Consider the following 23,894-nt stretch of genomic DNA (forward strand, 5'->3'; position numbering starts at 1 on the left):
CTTTGCCTGAGCAAAGGATTATTATATGGCAGGGGCGGAGAGACTCGAACTCGCGACACCCGGTTTTGGAGACCGGTGCTCTACCAACTGAGCTACGCCCCTAAATTTTTTTATCATTAAGCCTGCTTTATCAGCAGGCTTAATTTTTTTAATAAGTGGCGGAACGGACGGGACTCGAACCCGCGACCCCCTGCGTGACAGGCAGGTATTCTAACCGACTGAACTACCGCTCCACCGAATACTTCTGTAACCACCGGATTAATGCACCGGCTTACTACTTAATTTGATGCCTGGCAGTTCCCTACTCTCACATGGGGAGACCCCACACTACCATCGGCGCTACGGCGTTTCACTTCTGAGTTCGGCATGGGGTCAGGTGGGACCACCGCGCTGTTGCCGCCAGGCAAATTCTGTTTAATCTGTATCAGGCTGAAAATCTTCTCTCAAATCCGCCAAAACATCTTCGGCGTTGTAAGGTTAAGCCTCACGGTTCATTAGTACCGGTTAGCTCAACGCATCGCTGCGCTTACACACCCGGCCTATCAACGTCGTCGTCTTCAACGTTCCTTCAGGACTCTCAAGGAGTCAGGGAGAACTCATCTCGGGGCAAGTTTCGTGCTTAGATGCTTTCAGCACTTATCTCTTCCGCATTTAGCTACCGGGCAATGCCATTGGCATGACAACCCGAACACCAGTGATGCGTCCACTCCGGTCCTCTCGTACTAGGAGCAGCCCCCCTCAATTCTCCAGCGCCCACGGCAGATAGGGACCGAACTGTCTCACGACGTTCTAAACCCAGCTCGCGTACCACTTTAAATGGCGAACAGCCATACCCTTGGGACCTACTTCAGCCCCAGGATGTGATGAGCCGACATCGAGGTGCCAAACACCGCCGTCGATATGAACTCTTGGGCGGTATCAGCCTGTTATCCCCGGAGTACCTTTTATCCGTTGAGCGATGGCCCTTCCATTCAGAACCACCGGATCACTATGACCTGCTTTCGCACCTGCTCGCGCCGTCACGCTCGCAGTCAAGCCAGCTTATGCCATTGCACTAACCTCCTGATGTCCGACCAGGATTAGCTGACCTTCGTGCTCCTCCGTTACTCTTTAGGAGGAGACCGCCCCAGTCAAACTACCCACCAGACACTGTCCGCAACCCCGATTAGGGGCCCACGTTAGAACACCAGCCATTAAAGGGTGGTATTTCAAGGATGGCTCCACGCAGACTGGCGTCCACGCTTCAAAGCCTCCCACCTATCCTACACATCAAGGACCAGTGTTCAGTGTCAAGCTATAGTAAAGGTTCACGGGGTCTTTCCGTCTTGCCGCGGGTACACTGCATCTTCACAGCGAGTTCAATTTCACTGAGTCTCGGGTGGAGACAGCCTGGCCATCATTACGCCATTCGTGCAGGTCGGAACTTACCCGACAAGGAATTTCGCTACCTTAGGACCGTTATAGTTACGGCCGCCGTTTACCGGGGCTTCGATCAAGAGCTTCTCCTTACGGATAACCCCATCAATTAACCTTCCGGCACCGGGCAGGCGTCACACCGTATACGTCCACTTTCGTGTTTGCACAGTGCTGTGTTTTTAATAAACAGTTGCAGCCAGCTGGTATCTTCGACTGATTTCAGCTCCATGGGTAAACCACTTCACCTACATATCAGCGTGCCTTCTCCCGAAGTTACGGCACCATTTTGCCTAGTTCCTTCACCCGAGTTCTCTCAAGCGCCTTGGTATTCTCTACCTGACCACCTGTGTCGGTTTGGGGTACGATTTGATGTTACCTGATGCTTAGAGGCTTTTCCTGGAAGCAGGGCATTTGTCACTTCAGCACCGTAGTGCCTCGTCATCACACCTCAGCGTTAATAACGTTCCGGATTTACCTGGAACATCCGCCTACATGCTTAAACCGGGACAACCGTCGCCCGGCCAACATAGCCTTCTCCGTCCCCCCTTCGCAGTAACACCGAGTACAGGAATATTAACCTGTTTCCCATCGACTACGCCTTTCGGCCTCGCCTTAGGGGTCGACTCACCCTGCCCCGATTAACGTTGGACAGGAACCCTTGGTCTTCCGGCGTGCGGGTTTTTCACCCGCATTATCGTTACTTATGTCAGCATTCGCACTTCTGATACCTCCAGCAACCCTCACAGGCCACCTTCAACGGCTTACAGAACGCTCCCCTACCCAACAACACATAGTGTCGCTGCCGCAGCTTCGGTGCATGGTTTAGCCCCGTTACATCTTCCGCGCAGGCCGACTCGACCAGTGAGCTATTACGCTTTCTTTAAATGATGGCTGCTTCTAAGCCAACATCCTGGCTGTCTGGGCCTTCCCACATCGTTTCCCACTTAACCATGACTTTGGGACCTTAGCTGGCGGTCTGGGTTGTTTCCCTCTTCACGACGGACGTTAGCACCCGCCGTGTGTCTCCCGTGATAACATTCTTCGGTATTCGTAGTTTGCATCGGGTTGGTAAGTCGGGATGACCCCCTAGCCGAAACAGTGCTCTACCCCCGAAGATGAGTTCACGAGGCGCTACCTAAATAGCTTTCGGGGAGAACCAGCTATCTCCCGGTTTGATTGGCCTTTCACCCCCAGCCACAAGTCATCCGCTAATTTTTCAACATTAGTCGGTTCGGTCCTCCAGTTAGTGTTACCCAACCTTCAACCTGCCCATGGCTAGATCACCGGGTTTCGGGTCTATACCCTGCAACTTAACGCCCAGTTAAGACTCGGTTTCCCTGCGGCTCCCCTATACGGTTAACCTTGCTACAGAATATAAGTCGCTGACCCATTATACAAAAGGTACGCAGTCACCCCATAAAGAGGCTCCTACTGCTTGTACGTACACGGTTTCAGGTTCTTTTTCACTCCCCTCGCCGGGGTTCTTTTCGCCTTTCCCTCACGGTACTGGTTCACTATCGGTCAGTCAGGAGTATTTAGCCTTGGAGGATGGTCCCCCCATATTCAGACAGGATACCACGTGTCCCGCCCTACTCTTCGAGTTCACAGCCTGTGTGTTTTAGTGTACGGGAGTATCACCCTGTACCCTGCGACTTTCCAGACGCTTCCACTAACACACAAGCTGATTCAGACTCCGGGCTGCTCCCCGTTCGCTCGCCGCTACTGGGGGAATCTCGGTTGATTTCTTTTCCTCGGGGTACTTAGATGTTTCAGTTCCCCCGGTTCGCCTCGTTTGACTATGTATTCATCAAACGATAGTGCAACGAATTGCACTGGGTTTCCCCATTCGGACATCGCCGGCTATAACGGTTCATATCACCTTACCGACGCTTTTCGCAGATTAGCACGTCCTTCATCGCCTCTGACTGCCAGGGCATCCACCGTGTACGCTTAGTCGCTTAACCTCACAACCCGAAGATGTTTCGTAAAACATCATCGTGTCGCGAAAATTTGAGAGACTCGAACACACATTAGCTGTGTGTCGTTTCAATTTTCAGCTTGATCCAGATTTTTAAAGAGCAAAACTTCGCAGTGAACCTTTTCAGGTACACTCTGAAGTTTTCTTGTGGTGTGCAGTAAAGATGGTGGAGCTATGCGGGATCGAACCGCAGACCTCCTGCGTGCAAAGCAGGCGCTCTCCCAGCTGAGCTATAGCCCCATCGTAGTGAAATCTCATCAACCTTAATTTCTGTTGAAGCAAGGCGTGGTGACACGAAGCATACTTAGAGTATGTGAGTGTCGCCGCAACGCAGCATCAGCAGAAATTTGGTAGGCCTGAGTGGACTTGAACCACCGACCTCACCCTTATCAGGGGTGCGCTCTAACCACCTGAGCTACAAGCCTGCAGAGATTTTTTACTGCTTATTTTTCATCAGACAATCTGTGTGGACACTACAAAGGCAGGTTCTTTCAGGTAAGGAGGTGATCCAACCGCAGGTTCCCCTACGGTTACCTTGTTACGACTTCACCCCAGTCATGAATCACAAAGTGGTAAGCGCCCTCCCGAAGGTTAAGCTACCTACTTCTTTTGCAACCCACTCCCATGGTGTGACGGGCGGTGTGTACAAGGCCCGGGAACGTATTCACCGTGGCATTCTGATCCACGATTACTAGCGATTCCGACTTCATGGAGTCGAGTTGCAGACTCCAATCCGGACTACGACATACTTTATGAGGTCCGCTTGCTCTCGCGAGGTCGCTTCTCTTTGTATATGCCATTGTAGCACGTGTGTAGCCCTACTCGTAAGGGCCATGATGACTTGACGTCATCCCCACCTTCCTCCAGTTTATCACTGGCAGTCTCCTTTGAGTTCCCGGCCGGACCGCTGGCAACAAAGGATAAGGGTTGCGCTCGTTGCGGGACTTAACCCAACATTTCACAACACGAGCTGACGACAGCCATGCAGCACCTGTCTCACGGTTCCCGAAGGCACCAAAGCATCTCTGCTAAGTTCCGTGGATGTCAAGAGTAGGTAAGGTTCTTCGCGTTGCATCGAATTAAACCACATGCTCCACCGCTTGTGCGGGCCCCCGTCAATTCATTTGAGTTTTAACCTTGCGGCCGTACTCCCCAGGCGGTCGACTTAACGCGTTAGCTCCGGAAGCCACTCCTCAAGGGAACAACCTCCAAGTCGACATCGTTTACAGCGTGGACTACCAGGGTATCTAATCCTGTTTGCTCCCCACGCTTTCGCACCTGAGCGTCAGTCTTTGTCCAGGGGGCCGCCTTCGCCACCGGTATTCCTCCAGATCTCTACGCATTTCACCGCTACACCTGGAATTCTACCCCCCTCTACAAGACTCCAGCCTGCCAGTTTCGAATGCAGTTCCCAGGTTGAGCCCGGGGATTTCACATCCGACTTGACAGACCGCCTGCGTGCGCTTTACGCCCAGTAATTCCGATTAACGCTTGCACCCTCCGTATTACCGCGGCTGCTGGCACGGAGTTAGCCGGTGCTTCTTCTGCGGGTAACGTCAATCGACAAGGTTATTAACCTTATCGCCTTCCTCCCCGCTGAAAGTACTTTACAACCCGAAGGCCTTCTTCATACACGCGGCATGGCTGCATCAGGCTTGCGCCCATTGTGCAATATTCCCCACTGCTGCCTCCCGTAGGAGTCTGGACCGTGTCTCAGTTCCAGTGTGGCTGGTCATCCTCTCAGACCAGCTAGGGATCGTCGCCTAGGTGAGCCGTTACCCCACCTACTAGCTAATCCCATCTGGGCACATCTGATGGCAAGAGGCCCGAAGGTCCCCCTCTTTGGTCTTGCGACGTTATGCGGTATTAGCTACCGTTTCCAGTAGTTATCCCCCTCCATCAGGCAGTTTCCCAGACATTACTCACCCGTCCGCCACTCGTCACCCGAGAGCAAGCTCTCTGTGCTACCGTTCGACTTGCATGTGTTAGGCCTGCCGCCAGCGTTCAATCTGAGCCATGATCAAACTCTTCAATTTAAGTTTGATGCTCGTGAATTAAACTTCGTAATGAATTACGTATGTTCACTCAGAGACTTGGTATTCATTTTTCGTCCGAAGACGTTAAGAATCCATGTCACTTTGAGTGCCCACACAGATTGTCTGATAAATTGTTAAAGAGCAGTGCAACGCGGCTTTCGCTCACCGTTGCGAGGTCCCGTATAATACGTTTTCCTCATTCAGAGTCAAGCGTTTAATTTTGCTTTTCTCTGCCGGCATTCATCGCTGAATCCCGCTGACCCGGCGGCTTGCGTGCCGTTGTTCCGTGTCAGTGGAGGCGCATTATAGGGAGTTCTGAGACGTTGACAAGCCCTGTTTTCAAAAAATATTTCAACCGTCTCTTTTTTGTGCAAAACGCTATGAAAGCGGTAATTTTTCCAGCGATTCGAAGCCGTAGCGCCGCAAAACGCTCAAAAGCTGTTCGGTTTCAGGCGTCAGCGCCATACAGTAGGCAATATTGGCATCACTCGATTTTGCGTCAGGCGCTTCGTGCTCTAATAGCCAGGCCGTGCGACGCGCAATCGCCGCCCCGGAGTCGATCATTCTCGTCCCCTCCGGCAGAACCTGCTGCAGCTCTTCTTGTATTAGAGGGAAATGCGTACACCCCAGCACAACCGTATCAGGCGGTTCCTGCATTCGCAGCCAGGGACGCAGGATACGCCGCAGTTCATCCAGCGGGACCGGCTCACCGTGGAGCTTAGCCTCCGCCAGCTCCACCAGCTCTGCCGACCCCAGCATTTCGATTTTGCATTCATTCGCAAAGCGGGAGATCAGTTCGCGCGTATAAGGACGTTTTACCGTTCCGCGCGTTGCCAGCAGGCCAACAATGCCATTCGCCGTTAAGCGTGCCGCGGGTTTTATCGCCGGAACGACGCCGACAACCGGAAAGGCGAATTTATCGCGTAATGCGGGGAGGGAAACGGTACTTGCGGTGTTACAGGCAATAACGGCCAGCGCCAGCGGATAGCGCTGCTGAACCGCAGTCACAATCTCCAGAACGCGTTCAACAATAAACGCTTCGCTCTTCTCGCCGTAGGGGAAAGCAACGTTGTCGAAAGCGTAAATATAATGCAGATCCGGCAGAAGCTGCCGAATCTCGTTGTAAACCGACAGCCCACCGACGCCGGAATCAAACACCAGCACGGTGGGACGTGGATCAGAAGGTGTAGCTGCCAGACAAGTAGTATTCTCGTCCTGCAGTTTGGTAGCCATAAGCTGTCTCGTAATCTTTATCGAACAGGTTAGCTATTTTACCACGAACTGTCAGGCGATCGGTGATCGGATACGATGCAGAAACGTCTACCGTGCTGTAGCTCGGCAAAATCCTTTGCGTATTGTTGTACTGGGAGGTGTTGTTATCGTAGCGCTTCCCATAATACTGCCAGGACACATCCATATCGACATCAAACACGGACCAGTCCAGCTGATACTTTGCCTGTCGTTTAGAACGTCGGGCCAGCACTTCACCGTTATCATCGTTACGCGGATCGACATACTGCAACGTTACGCGATGGCTGAAAATACCGGTATCGACACTTCCCGTCCACTCCACGCCTTTAATCGTCGCGGCATTAATATTGTCGTACTCCCCTTCATAGGTGACAGGATCGGAGTAATAGGTAATCAGGTTAGTAATCTTGTAATGGTATGCCGACAAGCGCCAGTCCACGGGACCTGTGAGCCCTTCCAGCCCCGCTTCCCACTGCTTCGACTCTTCAGGCTTCAGGTTGGGATTCGCGTTGATACCAAATCGGGTCGAACCAAACTGTTGTCCTAAAGAAGGTGCAAGGAAGCCGGTACCGTAGCCGAGGGTCAGGCGATAGTTTTCAACAAACTCCCAGCCTGCGGTCGTCTGCCAGGTACCATGCCAGCCAAACTGCTCATCGTGGTCTTCACGCCCGGAAGCTTCGAGGGTCACATCGCCAAACTGCTGCTGGCCCGTCAGATACAGTCCCGTATTGTCACGTTTATAGGTATCCGACATCGTCGTGTCTGATGACGTTAACCGCTGCTGCTGCCAGTCCACCCCTGCGCTGACAGAACCATGACCCACAATAACGTTATTGCCCCACTGCAGGTTACGCTGCGTCATCCTGTCGAGCGTCGTACCATCGTTGTAACGGCCATAGATACTGCTGTAGTTGTAGTCCTTTACCTTCTGGTAGCTGGCGATAAGCTGAGAGGAGTAGATACCGGAATTAAAGTTCAGCCCCGCATCCCAGCTTTGGTTGTAGAGCTGGTTTTCATCGGCGCTGTAGGCCGGGCTATACGGCGGGCTTCCAAGATCGTAATCAGAGTTATTGGTATAGCTGTGTCCGCGGAAGAAACCGTCAAAATTCTCGTTAAATGTATGCTCGAGGCTGCCCCAAAACGTTTTATTACGAAAACCGTCGCGATCGCCGTCGTGCTCCCAGGTTGAACCAGGCTGAACGTTGAAGCCTTTATTACCCTCATAGGAGCCCGCAACCGTCGCCACCGTATCGCCAAAGCGATGGCGCAGGGTACCGTCATATTGTTGGTAACCTTTAGAACCTACCCCAGCGGTAATTTTGGATTGTTCTTTATCAGAGTGCGTAATGACGTTAATCACCCCGCCCATAGCCCCGGATCCATAAATCGCCGAACGCGGGCCGCGGATATATTCGACGCGCTGTACCAGTGATAAAGGGATCTGATTCAAATCAGGGTTATTTGTAATTCCCGGTCGGGCCATGGGAACGCCGTCAACCAGCACCAGAACTTGTTTGGCTTCAGTACCACGGATAAACAGAGAGGAGGATTGCCCCATGCCACCATTTTGCGCGACATCCACGCCAGGCAATCGGCGCATCACATCGTTCAAATCTTTCGCCTGCCAGCGCTCGATATCTTCCCGGGTAACCACATCGGTCGGCGCAAGAACCGTATTCACCGGCTGTTGAAAACGATTGGCCGTAACGACCAGTGTGTCTGAATTGCTGTCCTGCGCCCAGCCGGAAAAAGCCGTGACGGAGAGCGCCGTCATCAGCGAAGCTTTTTTAATCATTTTAAAGCATCCGTAATAAACAAAGGATGCCGCCGGCTCTATCAGTAGCACGCGATGATAGAAACCAAATGCGACGTATTCCGGCAGGTCTTCGGGCTTGGAGTGTTTGATGGATGAGGACTTCCCGCTAAATAACCGCAGTGTCTGCATAATGCGCTCATCCCACTTTTCCTTACCGCTGCGCGTCAGCTCCAGATTTACACTGGATTCCCTATTAACTCATAGGACCGGTAACACGATGCTATAATTAGAAACATATAGATGTCCAGACTTCTACCGTTATATTTCCTTATATCATCAGGGCTGGACATCCCCGGCGCTTTCCCTACAATCCCCGCGTACTTATTTTATTCAGGATGCATCATGACCCCCGAACACCTTCCTACCGAACAATATGAAGCGCAGCTGGCAGAAAAAGTCGTCCGTTTGCAGAAAATGATGGCGCCTTTCAGCGCCCAGGTTCCGGAAGTGTTTCGTTCGCCGGTCAGCCACTATCGTATGCGCGCAGAGTTCCGTCTGTGGCACGATGGCGACGATCTGTACCACATTATGTTCGATCAGCAGACCAAATCCCGTATCCGCGTCGATACCTTCCCGGCCGCCAGCGAGCTGATTAATCAGCTGATGGCCGCAGTGATTGAAGGCGTACGCGATAACCCGGTACTGCGTCATAAACTGTTTCAGGTGGATTATCTGACCACCCTGAGTAATCAGGCCGTGATATCGCTGCTGTATCATAAGAAGCTCGAAGATGAATGGCGTCAGCAGGCGGAGCGCTTCCGCGATGCGCTGCGGGCGCAAAATCTGAATGTGCACCTGATTGGCCGCGCCACGAAGACGAAAATCGAGCTGGATCAGGACTATATCGATGAACGCTTACCGGTTGGCGGGCGCGAAATGATCTATCGTCAGGTTGAGAATAGCTTCACCCAGCCGAACGCGGCGATGAACGTCCAGATGCTGGAGTGGGCTATCGATGCCACCAAAGGTGCAACCGGCGACCTGCTTGAACTGTACTGCGGTAACGGCAACTTTTCGCTGGCGCTGGCGCGTAATTTCGAACGCGTGCTGGCAACGGAAATCGCCAAACCGTCCGTCGCGGCGGCGCAATACAATATTGCAGCGAACCACATTGATAACGTGCAGATTATCCGGATGTCGGCGGAAGAGTTTACCCAGGCGATGAACGGCGTACGGCAGTTTAATCGTCTACAGGGAATCGACCTGAAGAGCTATCAGTGCGAGACGATTTTTGTCGATCCGCCGCGCAGCGGGCTGGATAGCGAGACGGAGAAAATGGTGCAGGCGTACCCGCGTATTCTGTATATCTCCTGCAATCCTGAGACCCTATGCCAGAACCTGGAAACGCTCAGTGAGACCCACGAGATCGCGCGCCTGGCGCTGTTCGACCAGTTCCCGTATACCCATCATATGGAATGCGGCGTGCTGTTGACGAAGAAGTAACGTCGGGCGAGAAAACCCGGCAACAACGCTGTTGCCGGGGGAGAGATTATTCCGCGACCGCGTTCTTGCGGTTGCGCAACTTGTAGCCAATCCAGAACACCATAATCACCGACAGAACCGCCGGGAAGAAGTTAGAGCCGATGTCCGGATATTCCGCGCGCACGACGGTGCTGTAAACCAGCACGCCGAGAATAAAGCAGGCTGCGGCAAGCCCCGGCAAACCCACGGGCATACTACGATTCTGATAGCGCTGATGCAGGCAGTAAACCGTCAGCACCAACGACAAAATGGGGAAGATGGAAAAAGGGACAATGGAGCTGAACAGCGCGGCGAAGGCTCCATTAATGGATAAACCTGCGATCAGCGCCAGCAGCAGCGTACCTCTATCTTGTACTGAGTGTTTCATTGCTCGTCCTTCACGTTATTCGGAATGATTTGATATTTTTTCTTGTTCACGGCGATACCAGTAATACGCGCCTTTCGAGATCATTCTGAGCTGCAGCACCAGGCGTTCTTCCAGCTGTCGACGCTGCTCCGGGCCCACATCGAGAGCCTCGGCGCCAGCGCTAAATACGATGGTGACCATAGCTTCAGCCTGCGCTTCGGTAAAGGCGCGCGGCATATGGTTTTCGATTTCTAAATAGTCGGCAAGTTCCGCGATAAAATGCTGAATTTCACGCGCCACGGCGGCGCGAAACGCCGCAGACGTACCGGATCGTTCCCGCAGCAGCAGGCGGAAGGCGTTCGGATTGTTGCCAATAAATTCCATAAAGGTGGAAACAGAGGTGCGAATGACGCTGCCGCCTTTCGCAATACGCTGGCGCGCCTGGCGCATCAGCTGGCGCAGCATAAGCCCGCTTTCATCCACCATGGTCAGACCAAGCTCATCGACATCACGAAAATGGCGATAGAAGGACGTCGGGGCGATCCCCGCTTCCCGCGCAACTTCGCGCAGGCTTAAGCTGGCAAAACTGCGTTCAGCGCTTAGCTGACTAAATGCCGCTTCCACCAGCGAACGCCGGGTTTTTTCTTTTTGTTGCGCTCTTACGCCCATCACGTTGTCTGAATCCTTCCATAAGCCCTTCCGGCACTATACCAGAGATCAGAACCAATCGGTTTACACTGGATTGTGAATGATTGTTTACGAGCTGTTTCTGCTTTTATGCCGCAAAAAAGCACAACGATAATTGGGTTAAAGCGCGGCGAATGTTATCATCGTGTTTATTTTATGTATAAAACAGGTGAGTAATGCCATGTCACACTCTTGGGATTATGATGCAATTGTGATTGGTTCCGGTCCTGGCGGAGAAGGTGCCGCCATGGGGCTGGTGAAACAGGGAGCACGCGTTGCCGTCATTGAGCGCTACCATAACGTCGGCGGCGGTTGTACCCACTGGGGTACCATCCCGTCAAAAGCCCTCCGCCATGCCGTCAGCCGTATTATCGAGTTTAACCAAAATCCCCTCTACAGCGACCATTCCCGTCTTCTTCGTTCTTCCTTCGCCGACATCCTGAACCATGCAGACAGCGTCATTAACCAGCAAACCCATATGCGTCAGGGTTTCTATGAGCGTAACCACTGCGAAATCCTGCAGGGCAATGCCCATTTTGTTGATGAGCACACTATCGCGCTGGAGTGCCACGACGGTACCGTGGAAACGGTGACGGCGGAAAAGTTCGTGATTGCCTGTGGTTCACGCCCGTACCATCCGGCAGACGTCGACTTCCATCACCCGCGCATTTATGACAGCGACTCGATCCTGAGCCTGCACCACGAACCGCGCCATGTGATCATTTATGGGGCCGGGGTGATCGGCTGCGAATATGCGTCGATCTTCCGCGGAATGGAAGTGAAGGTGGATCTGATCAACACCCGCGATCGCCTGCTGGCGTTTCTCGATCAGGAAATGTCCGACTCCCTCTCCTATCACTTCTGGAACAGCGGCGTGGTCATTCGCCACAATGAAGAGTACGAAAAGATTGAGGGCGTGGATGATGGCGTCATCATGCACCTGAAATCCGGTAAAAAACTCAAAGCGGACTGCCTGCTGTACGCTAACGGCCGCACCGGGAATACCGACTCTCTGGCGCTGGAAAATATCGGCCTGCAAACCGATAGCCGCGGTCAGCTGAAGGTCAACAGCATGTATCAAACCGCCCTGCCGCATATTTATGCCGTCGGCGATGTGATTGGCTACCCGAGCCTGGCCTCTGCCGCCTACGACCAGGGGCGCATCGCAGCCCAGGCGCTGGTGAAAGGCGAAGCCTCGGCGCATCTGATTGAAGATATCCCTACCGGTATTTACACCATTCCGGAAATCAGCTCCGTTGGCAAAACCGAGCAGCAACTGACGGCCATGAAAGTGCCTTACGAGGTAGGGCGCGCGCAGTTCAAGCATCTGGCGCGAGCGCAGATTGTCGGCATGAGCGTCGGTACGCTGAAGATCCTGTTTCATCGCGAAACGAAAGAGATCCTTGGGATTCATTGCTTTGGCGAGCGCGCGGCCGAAATTATTCACATCGGCCAGGCGATAATGGAGCAGAAAGGCGGTGGTAACACCATTGAGTACTTCGTTAACACCACCTTTAACTACCCGACGATGGCGGAAGCCTATCGGGTAGCCGCGTTAAATGGCTTAAACCGCCTGTTTTAACGCGGTATCGAAATGGCCATCCATCTTCCCGCGGATGGCCTCTGCCAGATGTTCATAGCGGCTACGCAGCGGCGAACCCGGGCGATAAACCAGCCCCACGGTACGTCTCGGTTCCGGCTTGATACAGGGCACATAGACCACGCCATCGCGCTTTCTCTCCTGCGGCACGGCTAAGGCTGGCAGCAGCGTGATGCCGCTACCGGCAGCCACCATGTTACGCAACGTTTCGAGGCTGGTCGCCCGGAAATGCGTATCTTCATCGGCGCCCGCTTCAAAGCAAAAACCCATCGCCTGATCGCGCAGGCAGTGGCCGTCTTCCAGCATCAGCAGCTTTTCACCGGCCAGGTCCGACATCGGCACGCACTCGCGGTTCGCCCACGGGTGATCTTCGTAAATAGCCAGCATCATGGGCTCATCAAACAGCGGCACCTCAATAAACGCTTCGCTCTCTTTGACCAGCGCCAGAATCGCGCAGTCGAGCTTACCGCTATCAAGCTGCGCTAAAAGCTGATGGGTTTGTGCTTCATGCAGGTACATTTCCAGCTTGGGAAAGGTCTGATGCAGCATCGGGATAATCAACGGCAGCAGATAAGGGCCAATCGTCGGGATCAGCCCAATATGCAGCGGCCCGGACATGGTCTCTCCCTGCTGGCTTGCCATTTCCTTCAGCACTTTGACTTCGCGTAGCACGGTACGCGCCTGATCCACCAGCAGCAGCCCTGCCTGGGTGAACAGAACCTTACGGCTGGTGCGTTCCAGCAACATCACGCCGAGCTCATCCTCCAGCTTACGGATTTGCCCGCTAAGCGTAGGTTGGCTGACGTGGCAAGAATCCGCCGCACGGCGGAAGTGGCGGTGTTCGGCTAGCGCTACCAGATATTCAAGATCGCGAATATTCATTATTCATCCTCCATCGCCACGATAGTCCATGGCGATAGATAGAATAGCAACGAACGATTATCCCTATCAAGGTTTCTGTTCAATAATAAACCCATAAATGAGGAAAACTGCAGAAAATCATCGCGCTTCCTCAACAGTTTTCTACCCGGATAACTAAAGCCAACGTGAACTTTTGCGGACCTTGTGTCCGCTTTTTTTTGGCATAAAAAAAGCCCGGGCGTTGCCCGAGCTTCATATATTGACCACCTTACAGGCAGCCCGCAGACGACTCAAACCAGGCGCTGTTTAGCGTCGGCAATCGCCTGAGCAACCTGCTGAGGAGAAACGCCGCCTTTAGCCGCACGCTTATCCAGACACGACTGCAGCGACAGGATTGGATAGACATCCTCGGCGATAACGCGGCTAAATTTCTGTAAATCGGCCAGGGGCAGATCTTCCAGCGGCTTGCCCTGGGCAATGGCCTCGACCACCGCTTCACCGACAATATGGTGCGCTTCACGGAACGGCACGCCTTTAGCAACCAGATAATCCGCCAGTTCGGTGGCATTCGCATAACCCTGCTGCGCCGCTTCTTCGCAGCGCGGGCGTTTTACCTGAATACCGTCGAGCACCAGCGCCGCCATATGCAGGCAGTCGAGCCAGGTATCAAGCGCGTCAAACAGCCCTTCTTTATCTTCCTGCATATCTTTATTGTAGGCCAGCGGCAGCCCCTTGAGGGTCATCATCATGCCGGTCAGCGCGCCCTGCACGCGGCCGCATTTACCGCGGATCAGCTCCAGCGCATCCGGGTTTTTCTTCTGCGGCATCAGGGATGAGCCAGAAGTCACGCGGTCAGAAAGCTCAACAAAGCCCGCTTCGCCGGTATTGAAGAAGATCAGATCTTCGGCAAAACGCGACAGGTGGACCATACCGATTGAGGCATCGGACAGCAGTTCCAGTACGTGATCGCGATCGGACACGCTGTCCAGGCTATTGCGGGTCGCCGATGCGAAGCCCAGCCAGCCGGCAAGCTGTTCACGATCGATTTCATAGGCGGTACCCGCCAGCGCTCCGCAGCCCAGCGGGCTGACGTCCAGACGTTTAAGCGCATCCTGCAGACGGCTTTCATCACGCGCCAGCATTTCGACATAGGCCAGACACCAGTGGGCGAACGTCACCGGCTGCGCGCGCTGCAGGTGAGTATAGCCCGGCATGACGGCGTCCTGGTTATTCTCCGCCGTCTCGACCAGCGCGCTTTGTAGCTGACGATTCGCCGACAGCAGTTCCACAACGGTATCTTTGCACCACAGCTTCAGGTCGGTCGCCACCTGGTCATTACGGCTACGCCCGGTGTGCAGCTTTTTGCCCAGCTGGCCGACTTTGTCGATCAGCTTACCTTCCACCCAGCTATGAATATCTTCCGCATCGCTTTCGAGGATCTGCTGCGGGTTAGCCCGCACGTCTTCCAGCAGAATGTTCAGCGCCTCTTCCAGCTGCTGTTGTTCATCAGCAGTCAAAACACCCACCGTCACCAGCGCTTTGGACCAGGCGACAGAGCCAACGATATCCTGCTCCGCCAGGCGATAGTCAAAGCGCAAAGAGTCGTTGAACTGTTTGAACCGCTGATCCGCTGCCTGAGTAAAACGCCCACCCCAAAGTGCCATAACATGCTTCCTTAATATCTTTGAATTTTATTGCCCGGCGGCGCTGCGCTTACCGGGCCGACAAAATGATAAATTGATTATGCCAGAATACGCGTGCCGATCGGCGTGCCGTTAAACAGCGCCGGAAGCTGCTCCGCGTGGCGCCAGGAGGCGATATCGACCGGGCGGCCTAATGTCCGCGCCGCGTCCAGGGCCGCATTCACTTTGACGATCATGCCGTCGGTGATAATGCCCTGCTCGATCAGCTGTTCAGCCTTCTCGGCGGTCATTTCCGCAATGCGCTGCCCTTTGCCATCAAGAATGCCGCTCACGTCAGACAGCAGAATCAGGTCTGCGCCGAGCGTTGCCGCCAGCGCGGTCGCCGCCTGGTCGGCGTTGACGTTCATCAACTCGCCTTCATCGGTGACGCCGATGGAGCTAACGACCGGCATATAACCGCCCGCCAGCAGCGTGTTAATCAGCGCCGGAGAACCCGGCTGAGCGAATCCGACATGACCGAGCTCTTCATCAAGCTGCGTCACTTTGACGCTATCGCCGTCGCCGAGGAATAGCCCAACGGCAGCCAGGCCGTGCTTCTTCGCCCACGCCAGCAGCGTTTTATTGGCAGTTCCCGCCAGCGCGCCGGTAATAATGTCGATCTGATCCGCCGGCGTGACCCGCAGACCGTTTTTCTTATTTACCGGCAGGTTGAGCTGCTTCATGAGCTCATCCACCACGCAGCCGCCGCCGTGCACAATAATCAGCGGGCGCTGATGGGATTCGCGGTAGTTCACCAGCGCCGTAAACAGGCGCTCCAGCGCTTCTTCGCTATCCAGCAGGACGCCGCCGAGTTTGATAATTAAAGGATTCATCATCACACCTTAAATAAGAGACTGCGTCTCAGCGAAGCCGAAACGAATATTAGCGCACTGCACGGCCTGCGCGGCCGCGCCTTTCAGCAGGTTATCTTCCGCCGCCACCACGATGATGTGTTCATCCTGGACCGCAAAACCGATATCACAGAATGGCAGACCCACGACATTTTTCAATGCAGGGACACCTTTATCGTATAAACGTACCAGCGGTTTATCCGCATAGGCCTGCTGGAACACCGCCGCGACCTGCTCTTTGCTCACGCCGGGCTTCAGACGGCAGGTAATGGTCTCCAGAATCCCACGCTTAAAATTGCCCAGATGCGGGGTAAAAATCACATCCGCGCCCAGGTGGGTTGAAATTTCCGGGTGATGACGGTGGTTGAAAACGCCGTAAGGTTGCAGGCTGACTTCGCAGAAGCTATTGCCGATAGAGGCTTTACGCCCGGCGCCGCTGACCCCGCTGGTCGCGTTGATCACCGGCCACTGGTTAAGATCCAGCAGCCCCGCGTCGATCAGCGGTTTTAACGACAGCTGAGCCGCCGTCGGGTAGCAGCCCGGTACGGCGATCAGATTGGCTTCTTTTAGCTTTTCGACGCTCCACTCGGCCAGGCCGTAAACCGCCTGCTCCAGCAGTTCAGGATGCTGATGAGTGAAACCGTAATATTTTTCATAGAAGGCGCCGTCATTCACGCGAAACGCCCCGGAGAGATCGAACACGACGCAGCCAGCGGCGAGGAACTGCGGCGCCAGGTCATGGCTGACCTCGTGCGCGGTAGCCAGAAAAACGACATCGACTCCGGCGCTAAACTCGCTGATATCGGACATCGGCTGCAGCGGCAGATCGACAATGCCTTTCAGCTGCGGATGCAAATCGGAAACTAATTTTCCCGCATCATTGCTTTGCGCGGAGACCGTCAATGCGGTTATGGTCATATGAGGATGGCGATTTACATAGGCCACTAGCTCTGCGCCGGCATAACCGCTGGCGCCCACAATCAGCGTGTTCAACATTGGGGCTCTTCACCTTCTTGCTTACGTATATTTGCCCTGGAAGACCGTTGCCTTCCCCACCCTGCTGAGCCGTAAGAGCATCATCCTTACATTCGATGGGTTTTCTTACGCTCAACGATAATGTATTTTTATTCACAAATAATGCATGAATATTGATACTATCACGACCCGAGGTGTGTCAACAATGAAAAACAAATTACCGCCCTTTATCGAGATTTACCGCGCGCTGATCGCCACACCCTCCATCAGCGCAACCGAAGAGGCGTTGGATCAAAGCAATGAGTCTTTAATCAATTTACTGGCTGGCTGGTTCCGCGATATCGGCTTTAATGTTGAAGTTCAGCCAGTCCCGGACACGCGCAATAAATTCAACCTGCTGGCCAGCAGCGGCCACGGCGCTGGCGGCCTGCTGCTTGCCGGGCACACCGATACCGTCCCGTTTGATGATGGCCGCTGGACCCGCGACCCTTTTACCCTGACCGAGCACGACAATAAGCTGTATGGTCTCGGCACCGCGGATATGAAAGGCTTCTTCGCTTTTATTCTTGACGCCCTGCGCGACGTTGACGTCACTCAGTTGAAAAAGCCGCTCTATATTCTGGCGACGGCCGATGAAGAGACCAGCATGGCCGGCGCCCGCTACTTCGCCGAGACGACCCAGCTGCGACCGGATTGCGCCATTATCGGCGAGCCCACATCGCTGCAGCCGATACGCGCGCACAAAGGCCACATGTCCAACGCGGTTCGCATTCAGGGGCAGTCGGGCCACTCCAGCGACCCGGCACGCGGCGTCAACGCGATTGAACTGATGCACGACGCCATTGGCCGCATCATGCAGCTGCGCGACGACTTAAAAGAGCGTTATCACTATGCCGCCTTTACCGTTCCCTGGCCGACGCTGAATCTCGGCGCCATCCACGGCGGCGATGCCTCCAACCGCATTTGCGCCTGCTGCGAACTGCATATGGATATTCGTCCGCTGCCTGGAATGACGCTCAACGATCTCAACGGGCTGCTGAACGAGGCGCTGGCGCCAGTGAGCGAGCGCTGGCCTGGCCGCCTGACCGTTTCTGAACTGCATCCGCCGATCCCCGGTTACGAATGTCCGCCGGACCATAAACTGGTTGAGGTCGTAGAAAAACTCCTCGGCGCGCAAACCGACGTGGTGAACTACTGTACCGAAGCGCCGTTTATTCAGACCCTCTGCCCGACGCTGGTATTAGGCCCGGGCTCTATCAACCAGGCCCACCAGCCGGATGAGTACCTGGAAACGCGCTTTATTAAGCCGACCCGCGAGCTCATCACTCAGGTGGTCCACCATTTTTGCTGGCATTAAATACGCATCCTCTCGGGCGATTTCATCGACGCGAGAGGGTGACAATTATCACATTTTCATAAGCAACACTTATCAAGCGACCTCCGAGTTAAATTTCGCAAATTGCCGCCATTTATTCGTTTGCTGAAGCGATTTCGCAACAATTGACGTGGGGGTTTTTACGTGGCTTTATAAAAGACGGTTGCTTATCCACTGCTCAAATTATCGAGCGCCGGATATAACAAAATAAAATGAGATGGGGTGTCTGGGGTAACATGAACGAACAATATTCCGCTTTGCGCAGTAATGTCAGTATGCTCGGTAAGGTGCTGGGCGACACCATCAAGGATGCGCTAGGAGAAAACATTCTTGATCGTGTCGAAACTATCCGTAAGTTGTCCAAATCTTCTCGCGCTGGCAATGAAGCCAACCGCCAGGAACTGCTCACCACGTTGCAAAACTTGTCCAACGACGAGCTGCTGCCGGTGGCGCGCGCCTTTAGCCAGTTTCTGAACCTGGCGAATACCGCTGAGCAATACCACAGCATTTCGCCAAAAGGCGAAGCGGCCAGTAATCCTGAAGTGATTGCCCGCACCCTGAGAAAGCTTAAAGAGCAACCCGACCTCAACGAAACCATTATTAAGCAAGCCGTTGAATCCCTGTCGCTGGAACTGGTGCTGACCGCGCACCCGACCGAAATCACTCGTCGTACGCTGATCCATAAGATGGGTGAAATCAACAGCTGCCTGAAGCAGCTCGATAACAACGACATTGCGGACTATGAACGTCATCAGGTCATGCGCCGTCTGCGCCAGCTGATTGCCCAGTCGTGGCACACCGATGAAATCCGCAAACATCGCCCGACCCCGGTGGATGAAGCGAAATGGGGCTTCGCGGTTGTTGAAAATAGCCTGTGGGAAGGCGTGCCAAACTACCTGCGCGAGCTGAATGAACAGCTGGAAGACAACCTGAACTATCGGCTGCCGGTCGACTTTGTTCCGGTTCGCTTTACTTCCTGGATGGGCGGCGACCGCGACGGCAACCCGAACGTGACCGCCGACATTACCCGCCACGTCTTGCTGCTCAGCCGCTGGAAAGCAACCGATCTGTTCCTGAAAGACGTCCAGGTGCTGATTTCCGAGCTATCGATGGTCGAGTGCACCGATGAGCTGCGCGATCTGGCTGGCGCGGAAGGCGCGCAGGAACCCTATCGTTACCTGATGAAAAAGCTGCGCACGCAGCTGATGGAGACGCAGACCTGGCTGGAAGCGCGCCTGAAAGGGCAGAAACTGCCGAAACCAGCGGGTCTTATCACGCAAAACGAGCAGCTGTGGGAACCGCTTTACGCCTGTTACCAGTCGCTACAAGCCTGCGGTATGGGCATTATCGCCAATGGCGAGCTGCTCGACACCCTGCGCCGCGTAAAAGCCTTTGGCGTACCGCTGGTGCGTATCGATATCCGTCAGGAAAGTACCCGCCACACCGAAGCGCTGGGCGAAATGACCCGCTATCTCGGCATCGGGGACTATGAAAGCTGGTCAGAAGCCGATAAACAGGCCTTCCTGATCCGCGAACTGAACTCCAAACGCCCTCTGCTGCCGCGCCAGTGGGAGCCAAGCGAAGAAACTCGCGAAGTGCTTGAGACGTGCAAAGTGATCGCCGAAGCGCCGCGCGGCTCGATTGCGGCCTACGTGATTTCGATGGCCAAAACGCCGTCTGACGTCCTGGCTGTGCATCTGCTGCTGAAAGAGGCCGGTATCGGCTTCGCGCTGCCGGTCGCTCCGCTGTTCGAAACCCTGGACGACCTGAATAACGCCGACGACGTCATGACCCAGTTGCTGAATATCGACTGGTATCGCGGCTTTATCCAGGGCAAACAGATGGTCATGATTGGCTACTCCGACTCGGCGAAAGATGCGGGGGTTATGGCCGCTTCCTGGGCGCAGTACCAGGCGCAGGACGCCTTAATTAAGACCTGTGAAAAAGCCGGTATTGAGCTGACCCTGTTCCACGGTCGCGGTGGTTCTATCGGTCGCGGCGGCGCGCCGGCGCACGCGGCCTTGCTCTCTCAGCCTCCGGGAAGCCTGAAAGGCGGCCTGCGCGTCACCGAACAGGGCGAGATGATCCGCTTTAAATACGGCCTGCCGGAAGTCACCATCAGCAGCCTGTCGCTCTATACCAGCGCGATTCTGGAAGCCAACCTGCTGCCGCCGCCGGAGCCCAAAGCGCAATGGCGCGACATCATGGCCGAGCTGTCAGACGTCTCCTGCGAGATGTACCGCGGCTACGTGCGTGAAAATAAAGATTTTGTTCCTTATTTCCGTTCCGCAACGCCGGAGCAGGAGCTGGGTAAACTGCCGCTGGGCTCGCGTCCGGCCAAACGTCGCCCGACCGGCGGCGTCGAGTCGCTACGCGCCATTCCGTGGATCTTCGCGTGGACGCAGAACCGCCTGATGCTGCCAGCCTGGCTGGGCGCCGGCGCCGCGTTGCAAAAAGTCGTCGAAGGCGGCAAGCAGAGCGAGCTGGAAAGCATGTGCCGCGACTGGCCGTTCTTCTCGACCCGCCTCGGCATGCTAGAGATGGTCTACTCAAAAGCCGACCTGTGGCTGGCGGAATATTACGATCAGCGTCTGGTGAAACCAGAACTGTGGAAGCTCGGCGAAGAGCTGCGCAAACTGCTGTCCGCCGATATCAACGTGGTGCTGGCCATCGCCAACGACTCCCACCTGATGGCGGACCTGCCGTGGATCGCGGAGTCTATTCAGTTGCGTAATATCTATACCGACCCGCTGAACGTGCTCCAGGCCGAGCTGCTGCACCGTTCGCGTCTGGCAGAAGAGAAAGGCGAAAAACCGGATCCGCGCGTTGAACAAGCGCTGATGGTCACCATCGCCGGCGTCGCGGCAGGTATGCGTAATACCGGCTAGTTCGCCTTAAGAAACCTGTAGCCCGGCTAAGCGTAGCGCGAGCCGGGTTAAAAACCGTAGCTCCGGTAAGCATCGCGTTTACCGGAGCTATTTTTTATTAGTGGTGCAGCATTTCGTCGACAATCTGCTCTTTATGCAGCGCATAAGGATAGTAGGTTGGCCAGTTATCCATCTCTTTCAGCAGCGCTTCCTGGGACTCATTGCCCATAAAGATGTGGAAATGCTGGGACTTGCGTGGCGCGATGGTGTGATCGCTAAACTGAACAAACTTCGGCGCTTTTGAATCCGCCTGCTGGCATTCGAACAGGTAGCGCACGCCTTTTTTACCGGATGCGTAGGTCAGAATTTTGTAACCGGAATAGCTGTACTTACAGGCGTTGACGGTTTTCCCGACGTGAAACTCCATGACGTTATCCTCGATACCAATCTGGTCGACATCGGTAGCGTAGCCCTTCTTATAATATTCCCGATATTCCGCCACGCTTTTACCGGCCTTTTTGGCCTTCTGCTCCAGAACCGGATCTAAATCCCCGTTCAGCAGATAGGGGTTAACCGACTGCCAGATCCCCTCCCAGTCGCTCAGCGCCCTGTCCTTTACGTCCTGGTCAGCAAAAATGCCTTCACTCGCCTTTTGTTCCGCTTCGGTCAGCGCCGGGCCATGACTATGGTGACCGTGGGCAAAAGCCTGGCTGCTCGCCATTACCATGCCAATGCCAAACGCTAGGGCGGAAATCTTTTTGGTCATCACTCTCTCCTGAGTTTATGTTTGCAATAATATGTTACGATATAACATATCAAACAAATCTTACAATACACTTCGCAGAAAAACCGCGCGGCTTTTCCCCCTGCCAGTTTGTTAGGTATGATGAAAAAAGATCGCATTACGCGGAGAGAGAATGGATAGCGACATTAATCAGGTCATTGATTCTTTTGTTAAAGGCCCGGCGGTCGTGGGAAAGATTCGCTTTTCCACCGAGACCAGGCCGGCTTCTGAGAATGCGCTATGCGTCGATTTTCCGCGCCTCGAAATCATGCTTGCGGGTCAGCTTCACGATCCGGCGATTAAAGCCGATCGCGCCCAGCTCATGCCGCACGATGTGCTGTATATTCCCGCTGGCGGATGGAATGACCCGCAATGGCTGGCGCCCTCCACTCTGCTCACTATCTTATTTGGTAAACAGCAGCTGGAATTCGTCCTGCGCCACTGGGACGGCAGCGCGCTTAACGTGCTGGATAAACAGCAGGTTCCGCGCCGCGGTCCCCGGGTCGGCTCTTTTCTGCTGCAGGCGCTGAATGAAATGCAGATGCAGCCGCGGGAGCAGCACACGGCCCGCTTTATTGTCACCAGCCTGCTCAGCCACTGTGCCGATCTGCTGGGCAGCCAGGTACAAACCTCATCGCGCAGCCAGGCGCTTTTTGAAGCGATTCGTAAGCATATTGACGCCCACTTTGCCGACCCGTTAACTCGGGAGTCGGTGGCGCAGGCGTTTTATCTCTCGCCAAACTATCTATCCCACCTGTTCCAGAAATGCGGGCCAATGGGCTTTAACGAGTATCTGAATCACATCCGCCTGGAGCAGGCCAGAATGCTGTTAAAAGGCCACGATATGAAAGTGAAAGATATCGCCCACGCCTGCGGTTTCGCCGACAGCAACTACTTCTGCCGCCTGTTTCGCAAAAACACCGAACGCTCGCCGTCGGAGTATCGCCGTCAATATCACAGCCAGCTGACGGAAAAAACAGCCCCGGCAAAAAACTAGACTTTTGTGTGTTAAACCTGACTTTTGTGCGCGCTTTTATTCCGGCCTTAATCCGGATGACGGGATAAACGTGATCTAAATCATCCTTACTCATAATGCGTACATTTATCCAGTTTTTGGCAAATTTGTCATCTGGCGACCCGTCGAGTGAAAGCCGTATTCTTACCTCAACGACACTACCGAATTAAGCACTGAGGAAAGCATCATGGAACTCTATCTGGACACCGCAAACGTAGCAGAAGTTGAACGCCTGGCACGTATCTATCCGCTGGCTGGAGTCACCACCAACCCCAGCATTATCGCTGCCGGTAAAACGCCGGTTTGGGATGTTCTGCCGCGCCTGCAAAAAGCCGTCGGCCCGGAAGGTATTTTGTTCGCCCAGACCATGAGCCGCGACGCGCAGGGCATGGTGGAAGAAGCCAAACGCCTGAGCAACGCCGTCCCCGGTATTGTAGTAAAAATTCCGGTGACTGCTGAAGGCCTTGCCGCTATCAAGTTGTTGAAAAAAGAAGGCATCCCTACGCTTGGCACAGCGGTCTACAGCGCCTCTCAGGGTCTGCTGGCCGCGCTCGCTGGGGCAAAATATGTTGCGCCTTACGTGAACCGCGTCGACGCCCAGGGCGGTGACGGCATCCGTATGGTCCAGGAACTGCAATCCCTGCTGGAACTGCATGCGCCGGAAAGCAAAGTGCTGGCCGCCAGCTTTAAGACGCCTCGTCAGGCTCTGGACTGCCTGTTAGCCGGTTGCGAAGCTATTACCCTTCCGTTAGACGTAGCGCAACAAATGCTCGGTACCCCTGCGGTAGAGTCAGCCATTGAGAAGTTTGAGCAGGACTGGAATAACGCCTTTGGAACTCTGAACCTGTAACCCGATCGGCGAGCCGCCCAGG

General features: G+C 54.5%; 15 protein-coding genes, 4 tRNA genes, 3 rRNA genes and 1 riboswitch. Of the genes, 6 read left to right on the forward strand and 16 right to left on the reverse strand.

Going from position 1 to position 23,894, the window contains the following annotated elements; genetic code table 11:
• Nucleotides 1-26: 26 nt before the first annotated feature.
• The 9 genes from GUC22_RS26285 to btuB form a co-directional block, all read right to left on the reverse strand.
• Nucleotides 27-102, reverse strand: a tRNA-Trp gene (locus GUC22_RS26285).
• 54 nt (nucleotides 103-156) lie between these two features.
• A tRNA-Asp gene (locus GUC22_RS26290) sits at nucleotides 157-233 on the reverse strand.
• Between the two features lie 55 nt (nucleotides 234-288).
• A 5S ribosomal RNA gene (gene rrf, locus GUC22_RS26295) occupies nucleotides 289-404 on the reverse strand.
• A 69-nt stretch (nucleotides 405-473) separates the two neighbouring features.
• Nucleotides 474-3,380, reverse strand: a 23S ribosomal RNA gene (locus GUC22_RS26300).
• Nucleotides 3,381-3,558: 178 nt separating this feature from the next.
• A tRNA-Ala gene (locus GUC22_RS26305) sits at nucleotides 3,559-3,634 on the reverse strand.
• 108 nt (nucleotides 3,635-3,742) lie between these two features.
• Nucleotides 3,743-3,819, reverse strand: a tRNA-Ile gene (locus tag GUC22_RS26310).
• 71 nt (nucleotides 3,820-3,890) lie between these two features.
• Nucleotides 3,891-5,430, reverse strand: a 16S ribosomal RNA gene (locus tag GUC22_RS26315).
• The 16S, 23S and 5S rRNA genes sit together here with 4 tRNA genes alongside, the layout of an rRNA operon.
• 378 nt (nucleotides 5,431-5,808) lie before the next feature.
• Nucleotides 5,809-6,663: a glutamate racemase gene (gene murI / locus GUC22_RS26320; protein ID WP_160183858.1), complete on the reverse strand. Its 855-nt coding sequence runs from the start codon at nucleotides 6,661-6,663 to the stop codon at nucleotides 5,809-5,811.
• Nucleotides 6,608-8,476: a TonB-dependent vitamin B12 receptor BtuB gene (btuB, locus tag GUC22_RS26325; RefSeq protein ID WP_032742227.1), complete on the reverse strand. Its 1,869-nt coding sequence runs from the start codon at nucleotides 8,474-8,476 to the stop codon at nucleotides 6,608-6,610. The genes murI and btuB overlap by 56 nt, the downstream gene beginning before the upstream one ends.
• Before the next feature lie 64 nt (nucleotides 8,477-8,540).
• Nucleotides 8,541-8,723: riboswitch (cobalamin riboswitch) on the reverse strand.
• A 116-nt stretch (nucleotides 8,724-8,839) separates the two neighbouring features.
• Between btuB and trmA the strand changes: the two genes are divergently transcribed.
• A complete protein-coding gene (gene trmA, locus GUC22_RS26330) occupies nucleotides 8,840-9,940 on the forward strand; it encodes a tRNA (uridine(54)-C5)-methyltransferase TrmA (RefSeq protein WP_160183859.1) in 1,101 nt (366 codons plus the stop codon).
• Nucleotides 9,941-9,986: 46 nt separating this feature from the next.
• Here the strand turns inward: trmA and GUC22_RS26335 are convergent, their stop codons facing one another.
• Together GUC22_RS26335 and fabR are read right to left on the reverse strand one after the other, a co-directional pair.
• Nucleotides 9,987-10,346: a YijD family membrane protein gene (locus GUC22_RS26335; protein WP_160183860.1), complete on the reverse strand. Its 360-nt coding sequence runs from the start codon at nucleotides 10,344-10,346 to the stop codon at nucleotides 9,987-9,989.
• 15 nt (nucleotides 10,347-10,361) lie between these two features.
• Complete coding sequence (gene fabR / locus GUC22_RS26340; protein ID WP_004107582.1) at nucleotides 10,362-10,997, reverse strand: HTH-type transcriptional repressor FabR; 636 nt, start codon at nucleotides 10,995-10,997, stop codon at nucleotides 10,362-10,364.
• A gap of 196 nt (nucleotides 10,998-11,193) precedes the next feature.
• On the opposite strand from fabR, the gene sthA reads away from it, so the two are divergent.
• Nucleotides 11,194-12,594 carry a Si-specific NAD(P)(+) transhydrogenase gene (sthA, locus tag GUC22_RS26345; RefSeq protein WP_004116922.1) on the forward strand — a complete coding sequence of 467 codons (1,401 nt, stop codon included), beginning with the start codon at nucleotides 11,194-11,196 and terminating at the stop codon, nucleotides 12,592-12,594.
• Here sthA and oxyR read toward each other — a convergent pair.
• From oxyR to argC, 4 genes are all read right to left on the reverse strand, one after another.
• Nucleotides 12,577-13,494, reverse strand: coding sequence for a DNA-binding transcriptional regulator OxyR (oxyR, locus tag GUC22_RS26350; protein WP_004127331.1), 918 nt, complete (start codon nucleotides 13,492-13,494; stop codon nucleotides 12,577-12,579). The genes sthA and oxyR overlap by 18 nt on opposite strands.
• Before the next feature lie 269 nt (nucleotides 13,495-13,763).
• Nucleotides 13,764-15,137 carry an argininosuccinate lyase gene (argH, locus tag GUC22_RS26355; protein ID WP_004870563.1) on the reverse strand — a complete coding sequence of 458 codons (1,374 nt, stop codon included), beginning with the start codon at nucleotides 15,135-15,137 and terminating at the stop codon, nucleotides 13,764-13,766.
• Nucleotides 15,138-15,214: 77 nt separating this feature from the next.
• Nucleotides 15,215-15,991, reverse strand: coding sequence for an acetylglutamate kinase (gene argB / locus GUC22_RS26360; protein ID WP_086544362.1), 777 nt, complete (start codon nucleotides 15,989-15,991; stop codon nucleotides 15,215-15,217).
• A gap of 6 nt (nucleotides 15,992-15,997) precedes the next feature.
• The gene (gene argC, locus GUC22_RS26365; protein WP_004870566.1) at nucleotides 15,998-17,002 is read right to left on the reverse strand and encodes an N-acetyl-gamma-glutamyl-phosphate reductase; all 1,005 of its coding nucleotides are present in this window, start codon (nucleotides 17,000-17,002) and stop codon (nucleotides 15,998-16,000) included.
• Between the two features lie 184 nt (nucleotides 17,003-17,186).
• Between argC and argE the strand changes: the two genes are divergently transcribed.
• Complete coding sequence (gene argE, locus GUC22_RS26370) at nucleotides 17,187-18,338, forward strand: acetylornithine deacetylase (protein ID WP_004127321.1); 1,152 nt, start codon at nucleotides 17,187-17,189, stop codon at nucleotides 18,336-18,338.
• A gap of 254 nt (nucleotides 18,339-18,592) precedes the next feature.
• Nucleotides 18,593-21,244 carry a phosphoenolpyruvate carboxylase gene (gene ppc, locus GUC22_RS26375; RefSeq protein WP_160183861.1) on the forward strand — a complete coding sequence of 884 codons (2,652 nt, stop codon included), beginning with the start codon at nucleotides 18,593-18,595 and terminating at the stop codon, nucleotides 21,242-21,244.
• A 97-nt stretch (nucleotides 21,245-21,341) separates the two neighbouring features.
• Here the strand turns inward: ppc and zinT are convergent, their stop codons facing one another.
• Nucleotides 21,342-21,989 (reverse strand): metal-binding protein ZinT, encoded by a 648-nt coding sequence (gene zinT / locus GUC22_RS26380; protein WP_049085918.1) that lies wholly within the window; start codon nucleotides 21,987-21,989, stop codon nucleotides 21,342-21,344.
• A gap of 151 nt (nucleotides 21,990-22,140) precedes the next feature.
• Here zinT and GUC22_RS26385 point away from each other — a divergent pair, with 151 nt between their 5' ends.
• Both GUC22_RS26385 and fsa read left to right on the forward strand, forming a co-directional pair.
• Nucleotides 22,141-23,004: an AraC family transcriptional regulator gene (locus GUC22_RS26385; protein ID WP_004870574.1), complete on the forward strand. Its 864-nt coding sequence runs from the start codon at nucleotides 22,141-22,143 to the stop codon at nucleotides 23,002-23,004.
• A gap of 205 nt (nucleotides 23,005-23,209) precedes the next feature.
• On the forward strand, nucleotides 23,210-23,872 hold the full coding sequence (gene fsa, locus GUC22_RS26390; RefSeq protein WP_004107558.1) for a fructose-6-phosphate aldolase: 663 nt from the start codon (nucleotides 23,210-23,212) through the stop codon (nucleotides 23,870-23,872).
• The last annotated feature ends 22 nt before the right edge of the window (nucleotides 23,873-23,894 follow it).

Source organism: Klebsiella sp. MPUS7 (assembly GCF_009905335.1).
In the GTDB taxonomy this organism is placed as follows: domain Bacteria; phylum Pseudomonadota; class Gammaproteobacteria; order Enterobacterales; family Enterobacteriaceae; genus Klebsiella; species Klebsiella grimontii.